At 67.1% G+C, this 21,778-nt stretch carries 22 protein-coding genes and 1 pseudogene; 11 read left to right on the top strand and 12 right to left on the bottom strand.

Annotation, left to right across the window (positions count from 1 at the left end; all coding sequences use genetic code 11):
- Positions 1–137 precede the first annotated feature (137 nt).
- Positions 138–770, bottom strand: coding sequence for a TetR family transcriptional regulator (locus tag ACV22Z_RS17435; RefSeq protein ID WP_448077527.1), 633 nt, complete (start codon positions 768–770; stop codon positions 138–140).
- A gap of 254 nt (positions 771–1,024) precedes the next feature.
- On the opposite strand from ACV22Z_RS17435, the gene rsxB reads away from it, so the two are divergent.
- On the top strand, positions 1,025–1,909 hold the full coding sequence (gene rsxB, locus ACV22Z_RS17430) for an electron transport complex subunit RsxB (RefSeq protein WP_448077526.1): 885 nt from the start codon (positions 1,025–1,027) through the stop codon (positions 1,907–1,909).
- The gene (gene nth / locus ACV22Z_RS17425; RefSeq protein ID WP_448077525.1) at positions 1,906–2,550 is read left to right on the top strand and encodes an endonuclease III; all 645 of its coding nucleotides are present in this window, start codon (positions 1,906–1,908) and stop codon (positions 2,548–2,550) included. Before rsxB ends, nth begins: the two co-directional genes overlap by 4 nt.
- Before the next feature lie 196 nt (positions 2,551–2,746).
- On the opposite strand, the gene ACV22Z_RS17420 is transcribed toward nth, so the two are convergent.
- Positions 2,747–3,676 carry a DMT family transporter gene (locus ACV22Z_RS17420; RefSeq protein ID WP_448077524.1) on the bottom strand — a complete coding sequence of 310 codons (930 nt, stop codon included), beginning with the start codon at positions 3,674–3,676 and terminating at the stop codon, positions 2,747–2,749.
- A gap of 329 nt (positions 3,677–4,005) precedes the next feature.
- Here ACV22Z_RS17420 and ACV22Z_RS17415 point away from each other — a divergent pair, with 329 nt between their 5' ends.
- On the top strand, positions 4,006–4,440 hold the full coding sequence (locus ACV22Z_RS17415) for a DUF1841 family protein (RefSeq protein WP_448077631.1): 435 nt from the start codon (positions 4,006–4,008) through the stop codon (positions 4,438–4,440).
- Between the two features lie 172 nt (positions 4,441–4,612).
- Here ACV22Z_RS17415 and ACV22Z_RS17410 read toward each other — a convergent pair whose 3' ends face one another.
- Both ACV22Z_RS17410 and ACV22Z_RS17405 read right to left on the bottom strand, forming a co-directional pair.
- Entirely contained in the window at positions 4,613–4,972 is a 360-nt protein-coding gene (locus tag ACV22Z_RS17410) for a c-type cytochrome (RefSeq protein ID WP_448077523.1), read from the bottom strand.
- A gap of 20 nt (positions 4,973–4,992) precedes the next feature.
- A complete protein-coding gene (locus tag ACV22Z_RS17405) occupies positions 4,993–5,352 on the bottom strand; it encodes a c-type cytochrome (protein ID WP_448077522.1) in 360 nt (119 codons plus the stop codon).
- A gap of 244 nt (positions 5,353–5,596) precedes the next feature.
- Between ACV22Z_RS17405 and ACV22Z_RS17400 the strand changes: the two genes are divergently transcribed.
- The 5 genes from ACV22Z_RS17400 to ACV22Z_RS17380 all read left to right on the top strand — a co-directional run bounded on the left by ACV22Z_RS17400 (position 5,597) and on the right by ACV22Z_RS17380 (position 10,788).
- Entirely contained in the window at positions 5,597–6,439 is an 843-nt protein-coding gene (locus ACV22Z_RS17400) for an AAA family ATPase (RefSeq protein WP_448077521.1), read from the top strand.
- A gap of 27 nt (positions 6,440–6,466) precedes the next feature.
- On the top strand, positions 6,467–7,642 hold the full coding sequence (locus ACV22Z_RS17395) for a vWA domain-containing protein (RefSeq protein ID WP_448077520.1): 1,176 nt from the start codon (positions 6,467–6,469) through the stop codon (positions 7,640–7,642).
- A 51-nt stretch (positions 7,643–7,693) separates the two neighbouring features.
- Entirely contained in the window at positions 7,694–8,911 is a 1,218-nt protein-coding gene (locus tag ACV22Z_RS17390) for a benzoate/H(+) symporter BenE family transporter (RefSeq protein WP_448077519.1), read from the top strand.
- 236 nt (positions 8,912–9,147) lie between these two features.
- Positions 9,148–10,116: a transaldolase gene (gene tal, locus ACV22Z_RS17385; RefSeq protein WP_448077518.1), complete on the top strand. Its 969-nt coding sequence runs from the start codon at positions 9,148–9,150 to the stop codon at positions 10,114–10,116.
- 219 nt (positions 10,117–10,335) lie between these two features.
- Positions 10,336–10,788 (top strand): VOC family protein, encoded by a 453-nt coding sequence (locus tag ACV22Z_RS17380; protein ID WP_448077517.1) that lies wholly within the window; start codon positions 10,336–10,338, stop codon positions 10,786–10,788.
- 91 nt (positions 10,789–10,879) lie between these two features.
- On the opposite strand, the gene mctP is transcribed toward ACV22Z_RS17380, so the two are convergent.
- The 8 genes from mctP to ACV22Z_RS17340 all read right to left on the bottom strand — a co-directional run bounded on the left by mctP (position 10,880) and on the right by ACV22Z_RS17340 (position 19,102).
- Positions 10,880–12,430, bottom strand: a complete 1,551-nt coding sequence (gene mctP, locus ACV22Z_RS17375) for a monocarboxylate uptake permease MctP (RefSeq protein ID WP_448077516.1) — start codon at positions 12,428–12,430, stop codon at positions 10,880–10,882.
- Complete coding sequence (locus tag ACV22Z_RS17370; RefSeq protein WP_448077515.1) at positions 12,427–12,669, bottom strand: DUF3311 domain-containing protein; 243 nt, start codon at positions 12,667–12,669, stop codon at positions 12,427–12,429. The genes mctP and ACV22Z_RS17370 overlap by 4 nt, the downstream gene beginning before the upstream one ends.
- A gap of 198 nt (positions 12,670–12,867) precedes the next feature.
- Positions 12,868–13,785 (bottom strand): spermidine synthase, encoded by a 918-nt coding sequence (locus ACV22Z_RS17365; RefSeq protein ID WP_448077514.1) that lies wholly within the window; start codon positions 13,783–13,785, stop codon positions 12,868–12,870.
- A gap of 274 nt (positions 13,786–14,059) precedes the next feature.
- Positions 14,060–14,554 (bottom strand): hypothetical protein, encoded by a 495-nt coding sequence (locus tag ACV22Z_RS17360; protein WP_448077513.1) that lies wholly within the window; start codon positions 14,552–14,554, stop codon positions 14,060–14,062.
- Positions 14,547–15,023, bottom strand: a complete 477-nt coding sequence (locus ACV22Z_RS17355) for a DNA-deoxyinosine glycosylase (RefSeq protein ID WP_448077512.1) — start codon at positions 15,021–15,023, stop codon at positions 14,547–14,549. The genes ACV22Z_RS17360 and ACV22Z_RS17355 overlap by 8 nt, the downstream gene beginning before the upstream one ends.
- Positions 15,023–15,619 (bottom strand): chorismate--pyruvate lyase family protein, encoded by a 597-nt coding sequence (locus tag ACV22Z_RS17350; protein ID WP_448077511.1) that lies wholly within the window; start codon positions 15,617–15,619, stop codon positions 15,023–15,025. The genes ACV22Z_RS17355 and ACV22Z_RS17350 overlap by 1 nt, the downstream gene beginning before the upstream one ends.
- Before the next feature lie 8 nt (positions 15,620–15,627).
- Positions 15,628–17,526 (bottom strand): molecular chaperone HtpG, encoded by a 1,899-nt coding sequence (gene htpG, locus ACV22Z_RS17345; RefSeq protein ID WP_448077510.1) that lies wholly within the window; start codon positions 17,524–17,526, stop codon positions 15,628–15,630.
- A gap of 118 nt (positions 17,527–17,644) precedes the next feature.
- Positions 17,645–19,102, bottom strand: a complete 1,458-nt coding sequence (locus ACV22Z_RS17340; RefSeq protein ID WP_448077509.1) for an aminotransferase-like domain-containing protein — start codon at positions 19,100–19,102, stop codon at positions 17,645–17,647.
- Between the two features lie 237 nt (positions 19,103–19,339).
- On the opposite strand from ACV22Z_RS17340, the pseudogene ACV22Z_RS17335 reads away from it, so the two are divergent.
- The 3 genes and pseudogenes from ACV22Z_RS17335 to ACV22Z_RS17325 all read left to right on the top strand — a co-directional run.
- Positions 19,340–19,420 (top strand): annotated as a pseudogene (locus ACV22Z_RS17335) (VOC family protein); the annotation flags it as partial.
- Positions 19,421–19,501: 81 nt separating this feature from the next.
- Positions 19,502–20,410: a DMT family transporter gene (locus tag ACV22Z_RS17330; protein WP_448077508.1), complete on the top strand. Its 909-nt coding sequence runs from the start codon at positions 19,502–19,504 to the stop codon at positions 20,408–20,410.
- A 152-nt stretch (positions 20,411–20,562) separates the two neighbouring features.
- Positions 20,563–21,744, top strand: a complete 1,182-nt coding sequence (locus ACV22Z_RS17325) for an aminotransferase-like domain-containing protein (RefSeq protein ID WP_448077507.1) — start codon at positions 20,563–20,565, stop codon at positions 21,742–21,744.
- The last annotated feature ends 34 nt before the right edge of the window (positions 21,745–21,778 follow it).

Raw genomic sequence — 21,778 nt, 5'->3', positions numbered from 1 at the left:
CAAGGCCTCGAATCAAGGCCTCGAATCAAGGCCACATCACGCGCCCGCACCAAATGAAACGCCGCCGTGCTTGTGCACGGCGGCGTTCGTTCATCCGGCGGACGTCAATCCGCGTTCAACTCACCGTCAGCGCTCGATCAGCGCCGCAGCAGAAACGCGAGCAGCACCTCGGTGTTCATCCTGACCATTTCCGCGCGCTCTTCAGGCACCGTGAAGTCGCGCCCGAGCGTCGCGGCGAGCGTGAAACGGTTCGACACGATGTAATAGCCGAGGCCCGACAGCGTCACGTAGAAGCGCAGCGGATCGACGTCGCTGCGGAACAGCCCGGCCTTCTGGCCGCGCGTGAGCACGTTCGCGAGCATCGCGACGATCGGCGACATCATCTCGCGGATCCGCGTCGACTTGTGCAGGTAGCGCGCCTCGTGCAGGTTCTCGTTGTTGATGAGCCGCAGCAGCTCGGGATGGTCGCGGTAGTAGTCCCACACGAAATGCGCGAGCCGCGTGACGGCCTCGACAGGCGCGACGCCGTCCAGGTCGAGTACCCGTTCGGCCTCGGTCAGCGCGGAGAACGCGTGCTCGAGCACGGCGGTGAACAATTGCTCCTTGCTGCCGAAGTAGTAATAGAGCATGCGCTCATTGGTTTCCGCCCGGCGCGCAATCTGGTCGACACGTGCGCCGAACAGGCCTCCACTCGCGAATTCTTCGGCCGCCGCCATCAGGATGCGGCGGCGGGTGCCTTCAGGATCTCTTTTGATTTTTGGCTGATTCATGGTGGCGTTTTGCTATGTGAGCCGCGTGATCCGGACCGGTCGCCCCACCGCGTCGGCGCCGGCGACCCTGGAACGGGCGCGCCGCGTGCGGCCGCCCTCCTGCTGCGCCCCTGCAAAAAAGCGCTTCGATTATGCGCACAGAAGGCGTCAAGCGCAATGCGGGAAATCGGCGATAATTCCGTTTTGGCAAACCTTTCCGGCCGCGCCCGGCGCGCGGCTGCGAGACATTCGGCGCATTGGCGCCCGCTGTCACCGTGACCGACTCCAAGACACTCGCGGATCGCATCGAAGATCTGCTTCCCCAGACGCAATGCACGAAGTGCGGCTACCAGGGCTGCCGCCCGTACGCCGAGGCGATCGCCGCCGGCAACGCGAACTACAACCAGTGCCCGCCCGGCGGTGCCGAAGGCGTCGCGCGCGTTGCGCGCCTGCTCGGCAAGCCCGTGATTCCGCTGAACCCCGTCAACGGTGACGAACGCGCTCGTCCTGTCGCGGTGATCGACGAGAGCCTGTGCATCGGCTGCACGCTGTGCATGCAGGCGTGCCCGGTCGACGCGATCGCTGGCGCGCCCAAGCAGATGCACACGGTGATCGCTTCGCTCTGCACCGGCTGCGACCTGTGCGTGCCGCCGTGCCCGGTCGACTGCATCGCGATGGTGCCCGTGACGGGCGAGCGCACCGGCTGGGACGCGTGGACCCAGGACCAGGCCGATGCCGCACGCGAGCGCCACGACCGCCGGCTCGCGCGCGAGCGCCGCGAGCGCGAAGCCGCCGAAGCGCGCGCGGCCGCACGGCGTGCGGTGAGCGCGACGAGCACCGCGAGCGCGGCTCAGCCGGCTGCTGCGCCATCCGCTGCGCAGTCCGCACCGCCGGCCGACGCAGCCGCGGATGCCGATGCGAAGAAACGTGCGATCATCGCCGCCGCGCTCGAGCGCGCGCGCAAGAAGAAGGAAGAGCTGGCCGCACAGGGCAGCGCGCCGAAGAACATCGAACACGTGAGCCCTGCCGTCCAGGCACAGATCGATGCGGCCGAAGCGCGCCGCAAGCGGCTCGCCGAACAGCAGGCGCAGCAGGCCGGAGCGTCCGAGCCCGAATCCGAAGACGGTTCCGCCACGCCGCCCGACAAGAAACCACAATGAACGCCAGCAAACGACGCGCGATCTTCGAAACGCTGCAGAGCCTCAATCCGGCGCCGACCACCGAACTCGAATACTCGACGCCGTTCGAGCTGCTGATCGCGGTGATGCTGTCCGCGCAGGCGACCGACGTGTCGGTCAACAAGGCGATGCGCAAGATGTTCCCGGTCGCAAATACGCCGCGGCAAATTGTCGCGCTCGGCGAGGAAGGCGTCACCGAGTACATCAAGACGATCGGGCTCTACCGGACCAAGGCGAAGAACGTGGTCGCCGCATGCCGGATCCTGCTCGAGCGCTACGACGGCGAAGTGCCGGCCGATCGCGAGGCGCTCGAGAGCCTGCCGGGCGTCGGCCGCAAGACCGCCAACGTCGTGCTGAACACCGCGTTCGGCCATCCGACGATCGCGGTCGACACGCATATCTTCCGCGTCGCGAACCGCACCGGCCTCGCACCGGGCAAGGACGTGCGAGCCGTCGAGGCCGCGCTGGAGAAGTTCACGCCGAAGGAATTCCTGCAGGACGCGCATCACTGGCTGATCCTGCACGGCCGCTATGTGTGCAAGGCGCGCAAGCCCGAATGCTGGCATTGCGCGATCGAGCCGCTGTGCGAATACAAGCCGAAGACGCCGCCGCCGGTCGAGTGAGCGCCGGCCGAGTGAGATGTCGCGCGTAGTCGCAGCGGAGGTCATGCGGGGCAACGCGCGCTGGTCCCGGCGTTACCTCGGGACGATACCTTGTGAGGCTGCCTCGGGACCTGTGCTGCGAACCGACTCCGGGAACCCGTACCGCTTGCGCGGCTTGCCGCACGTTGCCGACCAGACCCGGCCTCCCCGCTTCCCCCTATGCGTTGGACGTCGCGGTCGCATCGTCCGCGGCCGCGCCGCCCGCGCGCACGAGCGTCAGCACCGCCGCGAGGATCGCGGCCCCACCCGCCCACTGCATCGGCGATAGCGCCTCGCCGAACAGCAGCGCCGCCAGCGCGACCGTCACGACGGGCTCGAGCGTCGACAGCATCGACGTGCGCGCCGCACCAAGCCGCTCGAGCCCTGCGAAGAACGCGATCATCGCGGCGACCGTCGACACGAGCGCGATCGCCAGCATCGCGGCCCAGCCGCCTGCCGTCGCCGGCCAGCGCGGCGGCGCGCCGAACGCCGCGCTGCGCACGATGGCGATCAGCACGAGCATGACCGTCGCCGATACGCAGATGACCGCAGTCGTCGCGAGCGGGTCGACGCCGCGCGTCGCCTTCGTGCCGGCGACGATATACAGCGAATAGATCACCGCGGCGGCCAGCGCGAGCGCGATGCCGAGCGGCTCGCCGTGGCCGCCGCCGACCATCAGCGCCGAGCCCGCGACGCACAGCACGAGCGCGACCGCCTTGGTACGCGTGAGCCGCTCGCCGAGCCACCACGCGGCGAGCAGCGTGACGAACGCCGGATACAGGTACAGCAGCAGTGCGACGAGGCTCGCCTGCGCATGCTGGAGCGCACTGAAATAGCAGAACGACTGGCCGACGTAGCCGAGCGCGCCCATCGCGACGAGCGGCGCGAGCGCGCGGCCGCGCGGCCATGCAACGCCGCGATGCCGGGCGATCGCGGCAAGCACGGCGCCGCCGATCGCGAAGCGCACGATCAGCAGCCCGAGCACGTCGACGCCGCCCGCATACGCATAGCGGCCGAAGATCGCCATCGCGCCGAACGCGATGGCGGACAATGCGACATAGAGCGCGCCCTGCAGGGCGGCGGACGGCGGACGGGCGGTGGCGGACATGGCGAAACGATGGACAGGAAGGCGGGATGGCGGCCCGAAATCATCAGAGTGTATCGACGGCGCGGCGCCGGGCCTAGCCCCCGCTAACCCGGTCGTGCTTACCCAGTCGTGCTTACCCCGTCGTGCTTGGCCCGTCGCGCTTGGCCCGGCGCGCTTGGCCCGGCGTGCTTGGCCCGGCGTGCTTGGCCCGGCGTGCTTGGCCCGGCGTGCTTGGCCCGGCGTGCTTGGCCCGGCGCGCTAACCCCGGCCGCGCCGCCAGCAGCGAACCGCGAGGCGGCGTACAATGCGCGACGCGGCATGAGGCCGCGCGAATGACGACGTTCCCCACCATGTTCAATCCGAGCCGCGACGACGTGCGTCGCTTTTTCATCGACACCTGGCGCAAGCAACGCGCCGGCGAAATCCTGACGCCGCTGGAAGCGATCGCGGCCGACTGGATCGTCGAGCATCCCGAATACCACGCGGACCTCGAGGACGCCGACGGCGCCGCGACACGCAACTACACGCCCGAGGAAGGCCGCACGAACCCGTTCCTGCACCTGTCGATGCACCTCGCGATCAGCGAGCAGTTGTCGATCGACCAGCCGCCCGGCATCCGCGCCGCGCACGACAAGCTCGCGGCGAAGCTCGATTCGACGCACGACGCGCAGCACGCGATCATGGAATGTCTCGGCGAGACGATCTGGGAAGCGCAGCGCACGAATACGCCGCCCGACACGGACGCATACCTGCAGCGCATCCTGCGCCGCGCATCGCGCGACTGAACGCGCGGAACCCGCTCGCACCCGATCGCACCCGATCGCCGCGTGTCCGGCCGGCCCGCCACCACGGGCCCTGTCGGCGGCCGGCAACAGACATGAGCAACAGACACAGGCAAAAAAATACCCCGCCGCGGCGGGGTATTCGCGCTGCACGGGCCGTACGGCCCAGGTGCGCTTACTTCTTGAACACGAGGTCGCCCTGCAGCGACTCGATGTAGGCTGCGATGTCCTTCATGTCGCTGACCGACAGGTTCTGCACCTGCGCCTGCATGATCGCGTTGTTGCGACCGAGCAGCGGGTTCGCGAGGCCCATCTGGTACTCGCGCATCGCCCAGACGAGGTAGTCGGCGTGCTGGCCCGCGAGGCGCGGATACTCGGCGTTGATCGGCTGGTTCAGCTTCGCGCCGTGGCAGGCTGCGCAGTTGTGCGATTCGACCAGGTCCTTGCCCTTCGACAGGTCGGCCGCATGCGCGGTGCCGATCGCGAGGCCGGCCGCGAACGCGATCGCCGACGCCGTCTTGAATGCGTTGTTCATGAATGCTCCTAGCGCGGCGCTTACTTGTAGGGATTGTCCTTCGAGTCGGCTTTCTGCGCGGCGTAGTAGGCCGCCAGATCGGCGATGTCCTGGTCCGTCAGCGAACCGGCGATCGCGTTCATCGACGGGAAGTGACGATCCTTCTTGCGGTAGGCCTGCAGCGCATTCGCGAGGTACTGCTCGTTCTGGCCGCCGAGGACCGGCACCCGGTAGACCTCCGGGTAAGCCGTGCGGTAGCCGTCGATGCCGTGGCAGCCGATGCACATGGCGGCCTTGCTCGCCCCGACCTTCGGGTTGCCGACCACACCGGCCGCCTGCGCGCTGCCCGCGAGCGCCACGAGCGCTGCGACAACGACGTATTTGCCGACGAATTTGTTCATAGCTCTTGTAACCTAGCTTGAGGGGAAACTGGCGCCAAAGCGGCAACGGCCCGCGCCGTTTTGCTTATCGGGTCGCCACGCAGGCCAAAAAAACGGCCAGATTGTACCGCGTCGGCGGGGAACGCGTCCATACGGCGCCCCGGCCCGCCCCGCCGCGGTCCCGCAACGATACGCGGCCGCGGCCGAACCCGACAGCCCTTCTGACTTATACTGGGATTTTTTCGCGATAGAGAAGAGCGCCGCCATGCGTTTCGAAGGGTCCTCGCACTACGTCGCCACCGACGATCTGAAGCTCGCGGTCAACGCCGCGCTGACGCTGCAACGCCCGCTCCTCATCAAGGGCGAGCCGGGCACCGGCAAGACCATGCTCGCCGAGGAAGTCGCGGCGGCCCTCGACATGCCGCTGCTTCAGTGGCACATCAAATCGACGACGAAGGCGCAGCAGGGGCTGTACGAATACGATGCCGTGTCGCGGCTGCGCGATTCGCAGCTCGGCGACGCGCGCGTGAAGGACATCGCGAACTACATCGTGAAGGGCGTGCTGTGGCAGGCGTTCGACGCCGGGCACCCGAGCGTGCTGCTGATCGACGAGATCGACAAGGCCGACATCGAATTCCCGAACGACCTGCTGCGCGAGCTCGACCGGATGGAATTCCACGTGTACGAAACGCGCGAGACCGTGCGCGCGAAGCACCGCCCGCTCGTGATCATCACGTCGAACAACGAGAAGGAGCTGCCCGACGCGTTCCTGCGCCGCTGCTTCTTCCACTACATCCAGTTTCCGGATCCTTCGACGATGCAGAAGATCGTCGCGGTCCACTACCCGAACATCCGCGAGGAGCTGCTGCAGGCGGCGCTCGAAAGCTTCTTCGAGCTGCGCGGCGTGTCGGGCCTGAAGAAGAAGCCGTCGACGTCCGAACTGCTCGACTGGCTGAAGCTGCTGCTCGCCGAGAACATCCCGCCGGACGCGCTGCGCGGCCCGGATCGCAAGCAGATCGTGCCGCCGCTCGCGGGCGCGCTGCTGAAGAACGAACAGGACCTGAGCCTGTTCGAGCGGCTCGTCTACATGAACCGGCACAACCGGTAAGCTTCCTACCCTCGCGAAGGCCCGGCCATGTTGCTCAATTTCTTCTACGCGCTGCGCGCAGCGAAGCTGCCCGTCTCGGTGAAGGAATACCTGACGCTGCTCGAGTCGCTGAAGGCCGGGCTCATCGCGCCGTCGATCGACGCGTTCTACTACCTTGCGCGCATGACGCTCGTGAAGGACGAGCAGTACTTCGACAAGTTCGACCAGGCGTTCGGCGCGTACTTCCATGGCGTGTCCGCGCTGCCGTCCGACGCGTTCGACATCCCGCTCGACTGGCTCGAGAAGCGTCTCGAGCGCGAGTTGAGCGACGAGGAGAAAGCGCAGATCGAAGCGATGGGCGGGCTCGACAAGCTGATGGAGCGGTTGAAGCAATTGCTCGACGAGCAGAAGGAACGGCACGAAGGCGGCAACAAGTGGATCGGCACCGGCGGCACGTCGCCGTTCGGGCACGGCGGCTACAACCCGGAAGGGATCCGCATCGGCGGGCCGTCGAACGGCAACCGCACCGCGGTCAAGGTATGGGAAGCGCGCGCATACCGCGACTACGACGATTCGGTCGAGATCGGCACGCGCAACATCAAGGTCGCGCTGCGGCGGCTGCGCCGCTTCGCGCGCGAAGGCGCGGCCGAGGAGCTCGACCTGCCCGGCACGATCCGCAGCACCGCCGCGAACGCGGGCTGGCTCGACCTGCGGATGGTGCCCGAGCGCCACAACAACGTGAAGGTGCTGATGCTGCTCGACGTCGGCGGCTCGATGGACGATCACATCAAGCGCACCGAAGAGCTGTTCTCCGCCGCGAAGGCCGAGTTCAAGCACCTCGAGTTCTTCTACTTCCACAACTGCGTGTACGACCACCTGTGGAAGAACAACCGGCGCCGCCACTCGGAACGCACGGCGACCTTCGACGTGCTGCACAAGTTCACGCCCGACTACAAGCTGATCTTCGTCGGCGACGCGACGATGAGTCCGTACGAGGTGCTGCAGCCCGGCGGCTCGGTCGAATACAACAACCCAGAAGCCGGCGCGATATGGCTGCGGCGGCTCGCCGACCAGTTCCCCCATCATGCGTGGCTGAACCCCGAGCCCGAGCGGCTATGGGAATACCGGCAGTCGGTCGCGATCATCCGCGACCTGCTCGGCCAGCGCATGTATCCGCTTACGCTCGCGGGCCTCGAAACCGCGATGCGCGCACTCAGCAAATAACCACCCAGCCAACTCGAAGGCCGCGTTCGAACGGCCCCTCCCGGAGATAGCATGACCCAGTCGCCCACCGCGCGCGCGGGCCGCGCGAGCGGCCGTTTTTTCTCGGACACGTCGGTGTCGGCGCTCGTCGCCGGCTTCGTCGCGATGATGACCGGCTATACGAGCTCGCTCGTGCTGATGTTCCAGGCCGGCCGCGCCGCGCACCTGACCGACGCGCAGATCTCGTCGTGGATCTGGGCGCTCTCCATCGGCATGGCGCTCACGACGATCGGCCTGTCGCTGCGCTTTCGTGCGCCCGTCGTCGTCGCGTGGTCGACACCCGGCGCGGCGCTCCTGATCGCGTCGCTGCCCGGCGTGCCCTACCCCGAGGCGATCGGCGCGTTCGTCGTGTGCGCGCTGCTGCTGACCGCGGTCGGCGTGAGCGGCCTGTTCGACACGCTGATGCGGCGGATTCCGGCCGGCATCGCCGCCGCGCTGCTCGCGGGCATCCTGTTCGAGATCGGCATCGAGATCTTCCGCGCCGCGCAATACCAGACCGCGCTCGTGCTCGCGATGTTCTTCACGTACCTGATCGTCAAGCGGCTCGCGCCGCGCTATGCGATCGTGACGACGCTGATCGTCGGCACGGCGGTCGCCGGCGGCCTCGGCCTGCTCGACTTCAGCCGCTTCCACATCGCGCTCGCGAAGCCGGTGTTCACGATGCCCGCGTTCTCGGTCGCGTCGATCGTCAGCATCGGCATTCCGCTGTTCGTCGTCGCGATGGCGTCGCAGAACGTGCCGGGCATCGCGGTGCTGCGTGCGGACGGCTACCAGACGCCATCGTCGCCGCTGATCGCGACGACGGGCCTCGCGTCGCTCGTGCTCGCGCCGTTCGGCTCGCATGGCGTGAACCTCGCTGCCATCACCGCGGCGATCTGCACGGGCCCCGAGGCGCACGAGGACCGCGCGAAACGCTACACGGCCGCCGTGTGGTGCGGGACCTTCTACCTGATCGCCGGGATCTTCGGCGCGACGATCGCCGCGCTGTTCGCCGCATTGCCGAAGGCGCTCGTCGTGTCGGTCGCCGCGCTCGCGCTGTTCGGCTCGATCATGAGCGGCCTCGCGAACGCGATGCAGGACGCGAAGCAGCGCGAAGCGGCGCTCGTCACGTTCATGGTGACCGCGTCGGGCCTCACGCTGCTGTCGATCGGCTCGGCGTTCTGGGGGCTCATCGCCGGGATCGTCACGCAGGTGATCCTCAACGCGCGACGCCCGGCCCGGGACAGGTAAGCAGACCCAGGGGCCGTTCGCGCGCGACGGACCGCCGAACGCGCGTTGCGCGCCCCGTTCACGCCGGCCGTCCGCGCTGCGCCGGCGCGATCTTCGGCCCTGCGAAACATGCGCGACGCGAATCGGGCCTAGAATAGCGAATCGGACGCGGCGCTGCGCGCGCCGCTTCGCTTCGCCGCCGCGTACAGCGCGGCCCCTGAGAACCCCGGCGCATCGCGCCCTCTTCTCGAATCGCCATGACTACCGCACTCGACCAGCTGAAGCAGTACACCACCGTCGTCGCCGACACGGGCGATTTCCAGCAGCTCGCGCAATACAAGCCGCAAGACGCAACCACGAACCCGTCGCTGATCCTGAAAGCGGTGCAGAAGGACGCGTACAAGCCGATCCTCGAAAAAACCGTCCGCGATCACCGCGACGAGAGCACCGATTTCATCATCGACCGCCTGCTGATCGCCTTCGGCACCGAGATCCTGAAGCTGATCCCGGGCCGCGTGTCGACCGAAGTCGACGCGCGCCTGTCGTTCGACACGCAGCGCTCGATCGACAAGGCACACGAACTGATCAAGCTCTACGAAGCCGCCGGCATCGGCCGCGAACGCATCCTGATCAAGCTCGCGTCGACGTGGGAAGGCATCCGCGCGGCCGAGGTGCTGCAGAAGGAAGGGATCAAGTGCAACATGACCCTGCTTTTCTCGCTCGTGCAGGCCGCCGCGTGCGCGGAAGCCGGCGCGCAGCTGATCTCGCCGTTCGTCGGTCGCATCTACGACTGGTACAAGAAGCAGGCCGGCGCCGAATGGGATGACGTGAAGAACGGCGGCGCGAACGATCCGGGCGTGCAGTCGGTGCGCCGCATCTACACGTACTACAAGACGTTCGACTATCACACCGAGGTGATGGGCGCGAGCTTCCGCACGACGAGCCAGATCGTCGAACTCGCGGGCTGCGACCTGCTGACCATCAGTCCCGATTTGCTGCAGAAGCTGCAGGACAGCAACGAGACGGTCACGCGCAAGCTGTCGCCGGAAGCGCTCACGGATGTGCCCGCCGCGCGTGTCGCGATCGACCGGGTCGCGATCGACGAGGCATCGTTCCGCTTCCAGCTGAACGACGAAGCGATGGCGACCGAAAAACTCGCCGAAGGCATTCGCCAGTTCTCCGCCGATGCAGTCAAGCTCGAGAAGCTGATCGACGCGCTGCGCTGAGTGTCAGGAGCCGGCAATGGCCGGCTGCGCAAGACAGTACGTGGGGCAGCATCCCCCCTGCCCCTGCCCCTGCCGGACACGGCCGCGAACGCGATGTTCGCGGCCGTCTTATTTTTTCATCCGCCGGTCAAGCTCGCGCACTACAATCCACGACACGGGCGCATCGGCCGCTCCCGATGCGTTCTACCCAGTCAACTTGGAGTCGAACCGGAGACAACGATGCAAGTTCAACCGTACCTGACCTTCTACGGCCAGGCCGAAGCTGCACTTCAGTTCTACGAAAAGGCGCTCGGCGCGAAGACGTTGTTCAAGATGCATTTCAAGGACGCGCCGCCCAACCCCGAGCAGCCGGTCACGCCCGAGATGGCGGACAAGATCATGCATGCGAGCTTCACGATCGGCGATTCGATGATGATGTGCTCGGACGGCGACTGCCGCAATACGGGCGGTACGCACACGGGCTATTCGCTGTCGCTGAACCCGGCGAGCGTCGATGAAGGCAAGAAGCTGTTCGATGCGCTCGCCGACGGCGGCGAAGTGACGATGCCCTTCCAGAAAACTTTCTGGGCACTCGGCTTCGGGATGCTGAAGGATCGCTTCGGCATACAGTGGATGATCAACGTCGAGGATCTGTCGCAGCGCGACGATCTCGCGCAGCGCGCGCAGGGCTGACGCGCGGGGCCGACGGAACAGACGCCCGCCACCTGCCGGTGGCGGGCGTTGCCGTTTTTGCGCGCACGAAATTTACACGCACGAAGCGGCGTCAGCTTTCGACGACGTCGAGATAATCCTCCGGCCGCGTGCGGTCTTCCGCATGCGACATCCCCGCCACCCGCACGAGCACGCTCACCACGATCGCGACGACGAGGTTCACGATCAGCGACCACACCGCCGCGTAACCGGGAATCGCATAGCCGAACAGGTGGATCGTGAAGATCGAGCCCGCGAGCTTCAGCGAAATCGCCATCCACGTGCCGCATAAGATGCCCGCCAGCCAGCCGAGCAGCAGGCCGCGATAGTCGAGCAGACGCGTATAGAGGCCGAGCACGATCGCCGGCAGCGTCTGGATGATCCAGATCCCGCCGAGCAGCTGCAGCTGAATCGCGTAGGTCAGCGGCAGCCCGAGGATGAACGCGACCGCGCCGACCTTCACGATCAGCGAAGTCAGCTTCGCGACGTGCGTCTCCTGGTCGTGCGTCATGTTGCGATTGATGAACTCGCGGTGGATGTTGCGCGTATAGAGGTTCGCGGCCGCGATCGACATGATCGCCGCCGGCACCAGCGCGCCGATGCCGATCGCCGCGAACGCGACGCCGACGAACCACGACGGGAAATACTCGAGGAACAGCGCGGGCACCGCGAAGTTCGGGCCGAACGCCTTGAAGTACGGCGCGTACTGCGGCATGTCCTTCACGCCCGCCGCGAGCGCCATGTAGCCGAGCAGCGCGAGCAGGCCGAGCACGAACGAGTACGCGGGCAGCATCGCCATGTTGCGGCGGATCGAGTTGCCCGACGACGACGACAGGATCGCCGTGACCGAGTGCGGATACAGGAACAGCGCGAGCGCCGAGCCGATCGCGAGTGTCGTGTACGCGCTGAAGCCGTTCAGGCTCGTCGCGTCCGGCGCCTTCAGCAGCAGCTTCGCGGGCGGCACGTGGCTGAAGATCTGCCCGAAGCCGCCGAGCTTCGCCGGAATCACGACGATCGCCGCGGCGATCGTGATGTAGATCAGGATGTCCTTCACGATCGCGATCATCGCGGGCGCGCGCAGCCCCGACGTATACGTGTACGCGGCGAGAATCGCGAACGCGATGATGAGCGGCAGGTCGCCGACGAAGCCGGTGGTGTCGAACCCGAGCGCGCCGATCACGACCTCGATGCCGACGAGCTGCAGCGCGATGTACGGCATCGTCGCGACGATGCCCGTCACCGCGATCGCAAGCGCGAGCATCCGGCTGCCATAACGCGCGTTGACGAAGTCGGCGGATGTCACGTAGCCGTGCCGCTTTGCGATGCTCCACAGCTTCGGGAACACGACGAACGCGAACGGATAGATCAGGATCGTGTACGGCAGCGCGAAAAAGCCCATCGCGCCCGCGCCGAACACGAGCGCCGGCACCGCGACGAACGTGTACGCGGTGTAGAGGTCGCCGCCGAGCAGGAACCACGTGACGATCGTGCCGAAGCGGCGGCCGCCGAGGCCCCACTCGTCGAGATGCGCGAGATCGCCGCGCCGCCAGTTCGCGGCGAGGAAGCCGATGATCGTGACGCCGATGAAGAGCAGGACGAAGACGAAGGTAGCGGCAAGGTTCATCGACGGTCTCCTTGCGCGCTGCCCGCCTTCCACGCATTCCGGGTCTTGAAGTAGACAAACGCGGTGATCACCGCGCTAATGAAGACCCACAGGAGCTGATACCAGTAGAAGAACGGAAAGCCGAGCCATTGCGGATCGACCTTGTTGTACGACGGCACCCAGACCATCGCGATCAGCGGCAGCACCAGCAGCCAGAGCCAGCGCTTGGCGGCCCGGTTGGCGTCGGCATCGTGAGCCATGACGTCTCCTCTTCATTCCCGGTTATCGGTGTTCTTGAACGGGTACGGCGGCGAGAGGAGCGGCGAAACGGGTAAGCTGCGGCTCCCCTGGCTTCGCGCCAGTATAGGTGCCGCAAGCGGGCGGTCAAGCGGGGACGAACCCGAGGTGATCCGTCCCCGCGGTGAGGTTGCACCGGCATGCGGCCGGTGCATGTCGCGTCAGATGGCGAACGACGTCGCGCCCGGCGCGACCGATGCTTTCAAGGCTTTCACCCACTTGCGCGCGGGCAGCTTCAGCGCATCCTCGACCAGCTTCGCGCGCGCGTCGAGCTGCGCGAACGGCACGTCGAGCGCCGGGCCCGAGAATGCGAGCGCGATCCGGTTGCCGTCGTGCACTTCCGGCAGCGCGATCACGCGATTCCCGAATGCCGTGTTCAGGTGCTTCATGTTGCGCACGAAGCTCGGATGGTCGCCGAACAGGTTGATCGTCGCGATGCCCGCGTCCGCGAGGCAGCCGCGCACCGCGCGATAGAACGCGACGCTGTCGAGCACGGGGCCGCGCGCGGTCGCGTCGTACAGGTCGATCTGGATCGCACCCGTCGTGCCGCGATTGGCCGGGTCGTTGACGAAGTCCCACGCGTCCGCTTCGTGCACCGCGAGACGCGCATCGTCGGGCGGCAGTGCGAACATCGTGCGCGCGGCGACGATCACGGCCGGGTTCAGCTCGACGGCCTCGACCTTCGCGGTCGGCAGGAAGCGGTGCGAGAACTTGGTCAGCGCGCCCGTGCCGAGCCCGAGCTGCACGATCCGCCCGGGCGTTTCGAGGAACAGCAGCCAGGCCATCATCTGCTGCGCGTATTCGAGCTCGATCGCGTGCGGCTTCGAGATCCGCATCGCGCCTTGCACCCACTCGGTGCCGAAGTGCAGGTAGCGCACGCCGCGCTCCTCGGAGAACGTCACCGGCGCGAAGCGCGGCTTGCGCGGTGCTTCGAGGACGGGCACGTCGTCGTGTTCGTCGATGTCCGTACGGCGCTTCACGCGCGGCTGCTGGAATTTCGACGAGCCGTTGTAGGCGGACGCCTTGTCGCTATTGAATGCGCGCGCCTCGGCGGATGCGCGCTTGATCAGTCGGGTCATGGATGAATCTCGCTGGGGTGAGGCTGGATTTGCGGACGAGAGGATAGCATTCGCGGCGGGCGGCGACCGCGAACGTGGCAAGGCAGGTGGTTCTGCCGAATGGCGATTTGCGCCGGTGGGAGGTTGTCGGTCACGAAGTCGGCCGTGACCCGGCGTCCGCGGACGGCGCGATCGCGCGCGCCGAAGCGTTTTTCCGGCAACACCTGATGGCGCCGTAGCGCGAGCGCGTCAGCCGCGCATGACTTCAATACCGGCTCGGCTAGCCCTGACGACGCTACGGCTTGCCGGCGGCGCACTCGTCCGCAGGGAAGCCGAACAATTCGCGCAGGGTGTGCAGGCGTCGCACGTCTTGCGAGGAGAGGCCCGTCTGTTCCAGCAGCCCCTCGATCTGCGACACCCAATAGTCGCGGAGGACCAGTTGCGGGAGACGAACCAGCAGGTTCAGCGCCTTCTCGAGTTGTTCGATCTCGGTCTTCACCGCGTTCATGTCGATCTCCTGCAGTGACTCGCGAACGCCGCGAATGCCACATCGGCAGCTTCGTCCGCGCAGCGTTGAACCAGCGCGCAATACAATCGTCGCCCCCGGGGCATCACGATCAAACGGACCGGGCCCGGAAATCACGACAGCAACCGGATTCGGACAAACGTTTGCCTGCGCGTATCCGAACCAATGCCGGGCATCGTTGATATGAAGGTCAATAACGGCTTCGCGCCGAATTGCCTTGATGCGGGAAAACCCTAAGGGGACCGAGACGGCGGATTCAGGCAAGAATCTCGCGCCAGTGCGACAGCTTCTGATCAAAGGAGAGCGACGCATGTGCCGGGCTCGACGAAGGCAGCACGAGCGTCTCATAGCCCGCCGCGCCGATCACTTCCGCAAACCTTCCCGCCGTCTTCCCGTTGAAGCAGACCTTCTTCAGCAACGGCGCATGCTCGCGCAACGATGCGAAGTCGTTCGGCTTCGCATTCCGAATCGCCGAATCGAGACTGCCTTCGCGGTGACATGCGGCAAGCACATCCCAGATCCCGATGCCGTGCCGCAAGACGCGTTCGAGCCGCGCATCGTAGTCGAGCGCATGCAACTCCGATTCGCCTATCACCGTGCCCAGCAACCGCCAGAACTGATTGCGCGGATGCGCGTAGTACTGCGCGGCATCGAGCGACGCCTCGCCCGGAAAGCTGCCGAGGATCATCGTGTGCGTGTTCGGCGCGACGACCGGCGGAAACCCCCGCAGCATCACGCGCCCCTGCCCGGCCCGCCCGATCGCGGCCCGTCGCCGTGCGCGTCGAGATGCCGCCACAGCGCGGGCAGCATGCACTCGGTCACCATCAGCGGTTCGCCGTGACGCTGGAACACCGAGCGCCGCGCGGCGAACGCATGCGGCGCGCGCGCGCCGCCGAGCGCATGAGTCGCGAGTGCATACAAAGGATGGCCGGCAATCACGCGCCGGCTGACGAGCGCCGAGCGCTCGACCTGCGGATCGCTGTACAGCAATTCCGCGAGCGGCCGCGTGCGCAGCCGCCGCATCGCCTGCCAGATGCCCTTGCTCGCGCCGAGCGGCGCGATGCTGTGCGCGGCGACGTACGGCGTGCCGTCGACCGACAGGATCACCTCGCGCACCCACATCGGCGCGCGCGGCGCGCTGGCCACCGCCATGTGCTCGTCGAACCACGGGCCGTCGACCGCCTCGCGCGTCACGCGCACGCTCACGCGGCCGAGCCGCGCGAGATGCGCGGTCAGCGAGCCGCCGCGCGTCAGCCAGTCGCGCTGGTCAAGCGTGCAGCCGGGCCGCGGCGTCTCGCACCAGCCCGACTGCCCGCCATCGAATCGCATCCGCGCGTTCACGCGGCGCGCGACAGCAGCAGCGCGTTGGTCCGCTTCACGAAGCTCGCCGGATCGTCGAGCATCCCGCCTTCGGCCAGCAGCGCCTGATCGAACAGCAGGTGGCACCAGTCGCCGAAATCGGCACTGTCGGCCTTCAGCTGCTTGACGAGCGCATGCTCCGGATTGATCTCGAGGATCGGCTGGAACGACGGCGCCGACTGGCCGGCTGCCTTCAGCATCCGCTGCAGGTAGCCGCTCATGTCGTTGTCGTCTGCGACGAGGCACGACGGCGAATCGGTCAGGCGGAACGTGACGCGCACGTCCTTCACCTTGTCGCCGAGCGTTTCCTTCATCTTGTCGACGACCGGCTTGATCGCCTCGCCCGCCTGCTCCTGCGCCTTCTTCTCGTCGTCGTTCAGCTCGCCGAGATCGAGGTCGCCGCGCGCGACGCTCGCGAGCGGCTTGCCGTCGAATTCATGCAGGAACGACAGCATCCATTCGTCGACGCGGTCGGTCAGCAGCAGCACCTCGACGCCCTTCTTGCGGAACACCTCGAGATGCGGGCTGTTCTTCGCGGCCAGCCACGAGTCGGCGGTCACGTAGTAAATCTTGCTCTGGTCCGGCTTCATCCGCGCGACGTAGTCGGCGAGCGACACGTTCTGCTCGTCGGAGTCGCCGTGCGTCGACGCGAAGCGCAGCAGCTTCGCGATGCGCTCGCGGTTCGCGTGATCCTCGCCGAGGCCTTCCTTCAGCACCTGGCCAAACGCGCGCCAGAACGCCGTGAACTTCTCCTTGCCGGCATCGTCCTCGGCGTTCGCGAGTTCCTCGAGCATCGACAGCACGCGCTTCGTCACGCCTTCGCGGATCGCCTTCACGTCGCGGCTTTCCTGCAGGATTTCACGCGATACGTTCAGCGGCAGGTCCGCCGAATCGACCACGCCCTTCACGAAGCGCAGGTATTGCGGCAGCAGCTGCTCGGCGTCGTCCATGATGAACACGCGCTTCACGTACAGCTTCAGGCCGCCGCGATAGTCGCGGTTCCACAGGTCGAACGGCGCATGCGACGGCACGAACAGCAGCTGCGTGTATTCGCTGCGGCCCTCGACGCGGTTGTGCGTCCACGTGAGCGGATCCTGGTGGTCGTGCGCGACGTGCTGGTAGAACTGCTGGTACTGCTCGTCGGTGACCTCGCTCTTCGAACGGGTCCACAGCGCGCTCGCCTGGTTGACGGTCTCGTCCTCGTCCTTCAGGACCATCTCGCCCTTTTCCTGGTCCCACTCTTCCTTCTGCATCAGGATCGGCAGCGCGATGTGGTCCGAGTACTTCTGGATGATCGACTTCAGGCGGTACGACGACAGCAGCTCGTCCTCGCCTTCGCGCAGGTGCAGCGTGATCGTCGTGCCGCGCTGCGCGCGCTCGATCCCGTCGACCGTGAAGTCGCCTTCGCCCGCGCTTTCCCAGCGCACGCCTTCGCTTGCCGGCAGACCCGCGCGGCGGGTCTCGACGGTGATCCTGTCAGCGACGATGAAACCCGAGTAGAAGCCGACGCCGAACTGGCCGATCAGCGCCGCGTCCTTCTGCTGGTCGCCGGACAGCTTCGAGAAGAATTCCTTGGTGCCCGAGCGCGCGATCGTGCCGAGGTGCGCGATCGCCTCGTCGCGGCTCATGCCGATGCCGTTGTCGTCGATCGTGATCGTGCGCGCGGCCTTGTCGTAGCCGATGCGGATGCGCAGGTTCGGATCGTTTTCGTACAGCGCATTGTTCGCGAGCGCCTCGAAGCGCAGCTTGTCGGCCGCGTCGGACGCGTTCGACACCAGTTCGCGCACGAAGATTTCCTTGTTGCTGTAAAGCGAATGAATCATCAGGTGGAGGAGTTGCTTGACCTCTGCCTGAAAGCTCATCGTTTCGTGTGCCATGGATCGTGTTTCCTCTTACTTGAATGGTGTGGCCCCGACGTCCGGTGCGCGATGCCCGGCGGGTATTGCGCCCCTATCTGGGGACGGCATGCGAAATTTCAAGAGCGGCACGCGCGCGTCACGACGCCCGCCGCGCCACCGACTCCATATACCGCGACAAGAACACCGGCAGCGCCGGATCGCCGCAGTTCGCGACGTTGAAGCGTGTCCACGTCGACGGCGACTGCTGCGGCGAGAACAGGCTCCCCGGCGTCAGCAGGAAGCCGTCCTCGTGCGCGGCGGCCGCGAGCGCATCCGAATCGACGCCCGTATCGGCCCACAGGAACATCCCCGCAGCCGGCATCGTGAACAGGCGCAGGCCCGTGCGCTCGAGCATCCGCGCGGTCTTGTCGCGCACGCCGTCGAGCCGCGCGCGCAGCCGCTCGACGTGGCGCCGGTAATGCCCTTCGGTCAGGATCTTGTACAGCACGCGTTCGTTCAGCTCGGGCGTCGTCATCCCGACCAGCATCTTCTGGTCGGTGATCGCCTTCGCGATCTCCGGCGCGCACGCGACGTACCCGACCCGCAGGTTCGCCGCGAGCGTCTTCGAATAACTGCCGAGATAGATCACGCGCTTCAGCTGGTCGAGGCTCGCGAGCCGCGTCGCCGGGTAGCTCGGCGGGCACAGGTCGCCGTACACGTCGTCCTCGACGACCAGGAAGTCGTACGCCTCGGCGAGCTTCAGGATCCGGAACGCCTGCGCGGCCGTCAGCGACGTGCCGGTCGGGTTCTGCAGCACCGAGTTGATCACGAGCATCTTCGGGCGCCACATCTGCACGAGCGTCTCGAGCGCATCGAGATCGGGGCCGTCCGGCGTGTACGGCATGCCGACGAGCTGCGCACCCTGCGCCGCGAAGCGACCGAACATCTGGAACCACGCCGGATCGCCGACGATCACCGCGTCGCCCGGCCGCACGTAGATCCGCGAAATCAGGTCGATGCCCTGCGTGATGCCCGACACCAGCACGAGCTGGTCGGGCGTCGCGCCGATCTCGACCTCCGCGAGCCGCGTCTGCAGCTGCTGGCGCAGCGGCAGGAAACCCTGCGCGGTGCCGAAGCCGAGCATCTGCGCGCCGGACTGCCGCCCGAGCGCGCGCAGCGCGCCGGTGATCAGCTCGCCGTCGAGCCAGCGCCCGGGCAGGTAGCCCAGACCGGGCCCCTTTTCCGGGCTGACGGTGTGCAGCATGTTGCGCAGCAGCCAGACGACGTCGATCGTGTTGTGCACGGGCGCCGCCTCGGCACCACGCGCCGACAGGTCGACCGGCTGCGGGCCGCCGGTCCGCTCGCGCACGTAGAAGCCCGAGCCGCGCCGCGAATCGAGGTAGCCCTGCGCAACGAGGCGCTCGTATGCCTCGACGACGGTAAAGCGAGACACGCTCTTGTCGAGCGCGAGCTTGCGGATCGACGGCATCCGCATCCCGGGGCGGAACACGCGCTCGTCGATGCGCCGCCGCGCCCACTGGACCAACTGGTCGACGAGCGTGAGCGTGGCCGTGTCGTGCGGGACGGGAATCTGGTCGAGCGGGACGGTGGACATCGTGGGGCTCCAACTGTACCGAAGGGTATCGCGCCGATTGTACCGTTACTGTGCCGGTGCGCACGATTACAGTTGGTCGGACCGGGTGCCGCGCGGCGGCCGCTTTCGCCGCTTTCGCGCGCGGGACCCGGCGCGCAGGCCGGCCCGGGCAGGCACACCGTCCGGGCCGCCGCGCGCCGGCAGCGCTGCCCGCCACCGTTACAGTTACGCTTCTTTCTGTTTCGCTTTCCGACGTTCATGGCAGCCCATTCCCTGACACTCGACCATCTCGTGATCGCCGCCCGCACGCTCGACGACGGCGAGCACCACGTCGCCGAGTTCGACACCCCGCACGGCGCGCGCACGCTGCGCTGACCGGCCCGGCCGCTACCCGATACACGATACGGAGACACCCTCGACATGAATTCGCGCGAAACCCGGGGCATGCTGCTCGGCCTGATCGGCGTGATGATCTTCAGCCTGACGCTGCCGATGACGCGCATCGTCGTCACCGAAATGCATCCGCTCCTCAACGGGCTCGGCCGCGCGCTCGCGGCCGCGGTGCCGGCCGGGCTGCTGCTGTGGTGGCGGCGCGAGCCGCTGCCCACGCGTGCGCAACTGAAAAGCCTCGCCGTCGTCTCGGCCGGCGTGATCATCGGCTATCCGGTGTTCTCCGCGTGGGCGATGAAAACGGTGCCCGCGTCGCACGGCGCGGTCGTGAACGGGCTGCAGTCGCTGCTCGTCGCGCTGTACGCGGCATGGCTGTCGCACGAACGGCCGTCGAAGGCGTTCTGGGTCAGCGCGTTGACGGGCAGCACGCTCGTGATCGGGTTCGCGCTGCGCGACGGCGGCGGCACGCTGCAGGCAGGCGACCTGCTGATGCTCGCCGCGGTCGGCATCGGCGCGCTCGGCTATGCGGAGGGTGCGCGCCTCGCGCGCCAGATCGGCGGCTGGCAGGTGATCTGCTGGGCGCTCGTCGTGTCCGCGCCGTTCCTCGTGCTGCCGGTCGGCTGGCTCGCCTGGACGCAGCACGCCGCGCACCCGGGCCCGCTCGCACTGCGCACGTGGCTCGCGTTCGGCTACGTGACGCTGTTCTCGCAGTTCATCGGTTTCTTCGCGTGGTATGCGGGCCTTGCGATGGGCGGCACCGCGCGCGTCGGCCAGGTGCAGCTGCTGCAGATCTTCTTCACGATCGCGTTCTCTGCGCTGCTGTTCGGCGAGACCGTGACGCCGTCGACGTGGCTGTTCGCCGCTGCCGTGATCGCGACCGTGATGCTCGGCCGCCGCGCTTCGGTGGTCACCGCCCCCCAGCCCGCTCGCGCTGGCTGAATTGGTGAGCCATAATGGCCGTTTTGCCTGACCGGTTTTGCCCACCCGGCCGCGCCTGACCGATCGTCATCGACCCAGCCTACCCGGCTTCGTCGAACCGACCGGCCCGGCCGACCATCATGACTGACCTTGATATCCGAACGAGGAGACATATGAATCCGAGCGATCTGCATCCCCCGCACTGGCAGCTTTCCGAACGCGCCCGCAAGCTTACGAGCTCTGCGATCCGCGAGATCCTGAAAGTCACGGAGCGTCCGGAAGTCATCTCGTTCGCCGGCGGCCTGCCCGCTCCCGCCACCTTCCCGGCCGAGCGCATGCGCGCGGCCGCCGACCGCGTGCTGCGCGATGCGCCGGCCGCCGCGCTGCAGTACAGCGCGACCGAAGGCTACCTGCCGCTGCGCGAGTGGATCGCCGAGCGCTACAGCGTGCGCACGTCGCAGGTGCTGATCACGACCGGCTCGCAGCAGGCGCTCGACCTGCTCGGCAAGGCGCTCGTCGATCCGGGCAGCCCGATCCTCGTCGAAACCCCGACCTACCTCGGCGCGCTGCAGTCGTTCTCGCTGTACGAGCCGCGCTACGTGCAGGTGCCGACCGACGAGCAGGGCCTGCTGCCCGAAGGCCTCACCCCCGACCTGACGCAAGGCGCGCGCCTGCTGTACGCGCAGCCGAACTTCCAGAACCCGACCGGCCGCCGCCTGCCCGTCGAGCGCCGCCGCGCGCTCGCCGCGTTCGCGCAGACGAGCCCGTTCCCGGTGCTGGAGGACGATCCGTACGGCGCGCTCAACTACCAGGGCGAGCCGCTGCCGACGATGCTGTCGATGGCGCCCGACCACGTCGTGCACCTCGGCACGTTCTCGAAGGTGCTCGCGCCGGGCCTGCGAATCGGCTACATCATCGCCCCCGAGGAACTCCACTTCAAGCTGGTGCAGGCAAAACAGGCGACCGACCTGCACACGCCGACACTCACGCAGCGCATCGCGCACGAGGTGATCAAGGACGGCTTCCTCGACGAGCACATCCCGACGATCCGCCAGCTGTACGGCGCGCAATGCGAGGCGATGCTCAGCGCGCTCGCGCGCCACATGCCCGAAGGCGTCACGTGGAACCGCCCGGAAGGCGGGATGTTCATCTGGGTGAATTTGCCGCAGCAGATCGACAGCATGAAGCTGCTCGAGGCGGCGATCGCGAACCACGTCGCGTTCGTGCCCGGCGCACCGTTCTTCGCGAACGATGCGCAGCAGAACACGCTGCGCCTGTCGTTCGTGACGGTGCCGCCCGAGAAGATCGAAGAAGGCGTCGCGCGGCTCGGCAAGCTGCTGCGCGAGCGTCTCTGAGCCCCTTTCCTTTCACGACTCGCAACGAGGAATC

The organism is Burkholderia sp. PU8-34, from assembly GCF_053427725.1.
This window is presented reverse-complemented; position numbering and strand designations above follow the sequence as displayed.

Bases quoted from the DNA above. Each gene is read 5' to 3' on its own strand.
- ACV22Z_RS17435 (WP_448077527.1), bottom strand. From the start codon at position 770: ATGAATCAGCCAAAAATCAAAAGAGATCCTGAAGGCACCCGCCGCCGC.
- nth (WP_448077525.1), top strand. From the start codon at position 1,906: ATGAACGCCAGCAAACGACGCGCGATCTTCGAAACGCTGCAGAGCCTC.
- ACV22Z_RS17420 (WP_448077524.1), bottom strand. From the start codon at position 3,676: ATGTCCGCCACCGCCCGTCCGCCGTCCGCCGCCCTGCAGGGCGCGCTC.
- ACV22Z_RS17415 (WP_448077631.1), top strand. From the start codon at position 4,006: ATGTTCAATCCGAGCCGCGACGACGTGCGTCGCTTTTTCATCGACACC.
- ACV22Z_RS17410 (WP_448077523.1), bottom strand. From the start codon at position 4,972: ATGAACAACGCATTCAAGACGGCGTCGGCGATCGCGTTCGCGGCCGGC.
- ACV22Z_RS17405 (WP_448077522.1), bottom strand. From the start codon at position 5,352: ATGAACAAATTCGTCGGCAAATACGTCGTTGTCGCAGCGCTCGTGGCG.
- ACV22Z_RS17400 (WP_448077521.1), top strand. From the start codon at position 5,597: ATGCGTTTCGAAGGGTCCTCGCACTACGTCGCCACCGACGATCTGAAG.
- ACV22Z_RS17395 (WP_448077520.1), top strand. From the start codon at position 6,467: ATGTTGCTCAATTTCTTCTACGCGCTGCGCGCAGCGAAGCTGCCCGTC.
- ACV22Z_RS17390 (WP_448077519.1), top strand. From the start codon at position 7,694: ATGACCCAGTCGCCCACCGCGCGCGCGGGCCGCGCGAGCGGCCGTTTT.
- tal (WP_448077518.1), top strand. From the start codon at position 9,148: ATGACTACCGCACTCGACCAGCTGAAGCAGTACACCACCGTCGTCGCC.
- ACV22Z_RS17380 (WP_448077517.1), top strand. From the start codon at position 10,336: ATGCAAGTTCAACCGTACCTGACCTTCTACGGCCAGGCCGAAGCTGCA.
- mctP (WP_448077516.1), bottom strand. From the start codon at position 12,430: ATGAACCTTGCCGCTACCTTCGTCTTCGTCCTGCTCTTCATCGGCGTC.
- ACV22Z_RS17370 (WP_448077515.1), bottom strand. From the start codon at position 12,669: ATGGCTCACGATGCCGACGCCAACCGGGCCGCCAAGCGCTGGCTCTGG.
- ACV22Z_RS17365 (WP_448077514.1), bottom strand. From the start codon at position 13,785: ATGACCCGACTGATCAAGCGCGCATCCGCCGAGGCGCGCGCATTCAAT.
- ACV22Z_RS17355 (WP_448077512.1), bottom strand. From the start codon at position 15,023: ATGCTGCGGGGGTTTCCGCCGGTCGTCGCGCCGAACACGCACACGATG.
- ACV22Z_RS17350 (WP_448077511.1), bottom strand. From the start codon at position 15,619: ATGCGATTCGATGGCGGGCAGTCGGGCTGGTGCGAGACGCCGCGGCCC.
- htpG (WP_448077510.1), bottom strand. From the start codon at position 17,526: ATGGCACACGAAACGATGAGCTTTCAGGCAGAGGTCAAGCAACTCCTC.
- ACV22Z_RS17340 (WP_448077509.1), bottom strand. From the start codon at position 19,102: ATGTCCACCGTCCCGCTCGACCAGATTCCCGTCCCGCACGACACGGCC.
- ACV22Z_RS17330 (WP_448077508.1), top strand. From the start codon at position 19,502: ATGAATTCGCGCGAAACCCGGGGCATGCTGCTCGGCCTGATCGGCGTG.
- ACV22Z_RS17325 (WP_448077507.1), top strand. From the start codon at position 20,563: ATGAATCCGAGCGATCTGCATCCCCCGCACTGGCAGCTTTCCGAACGC.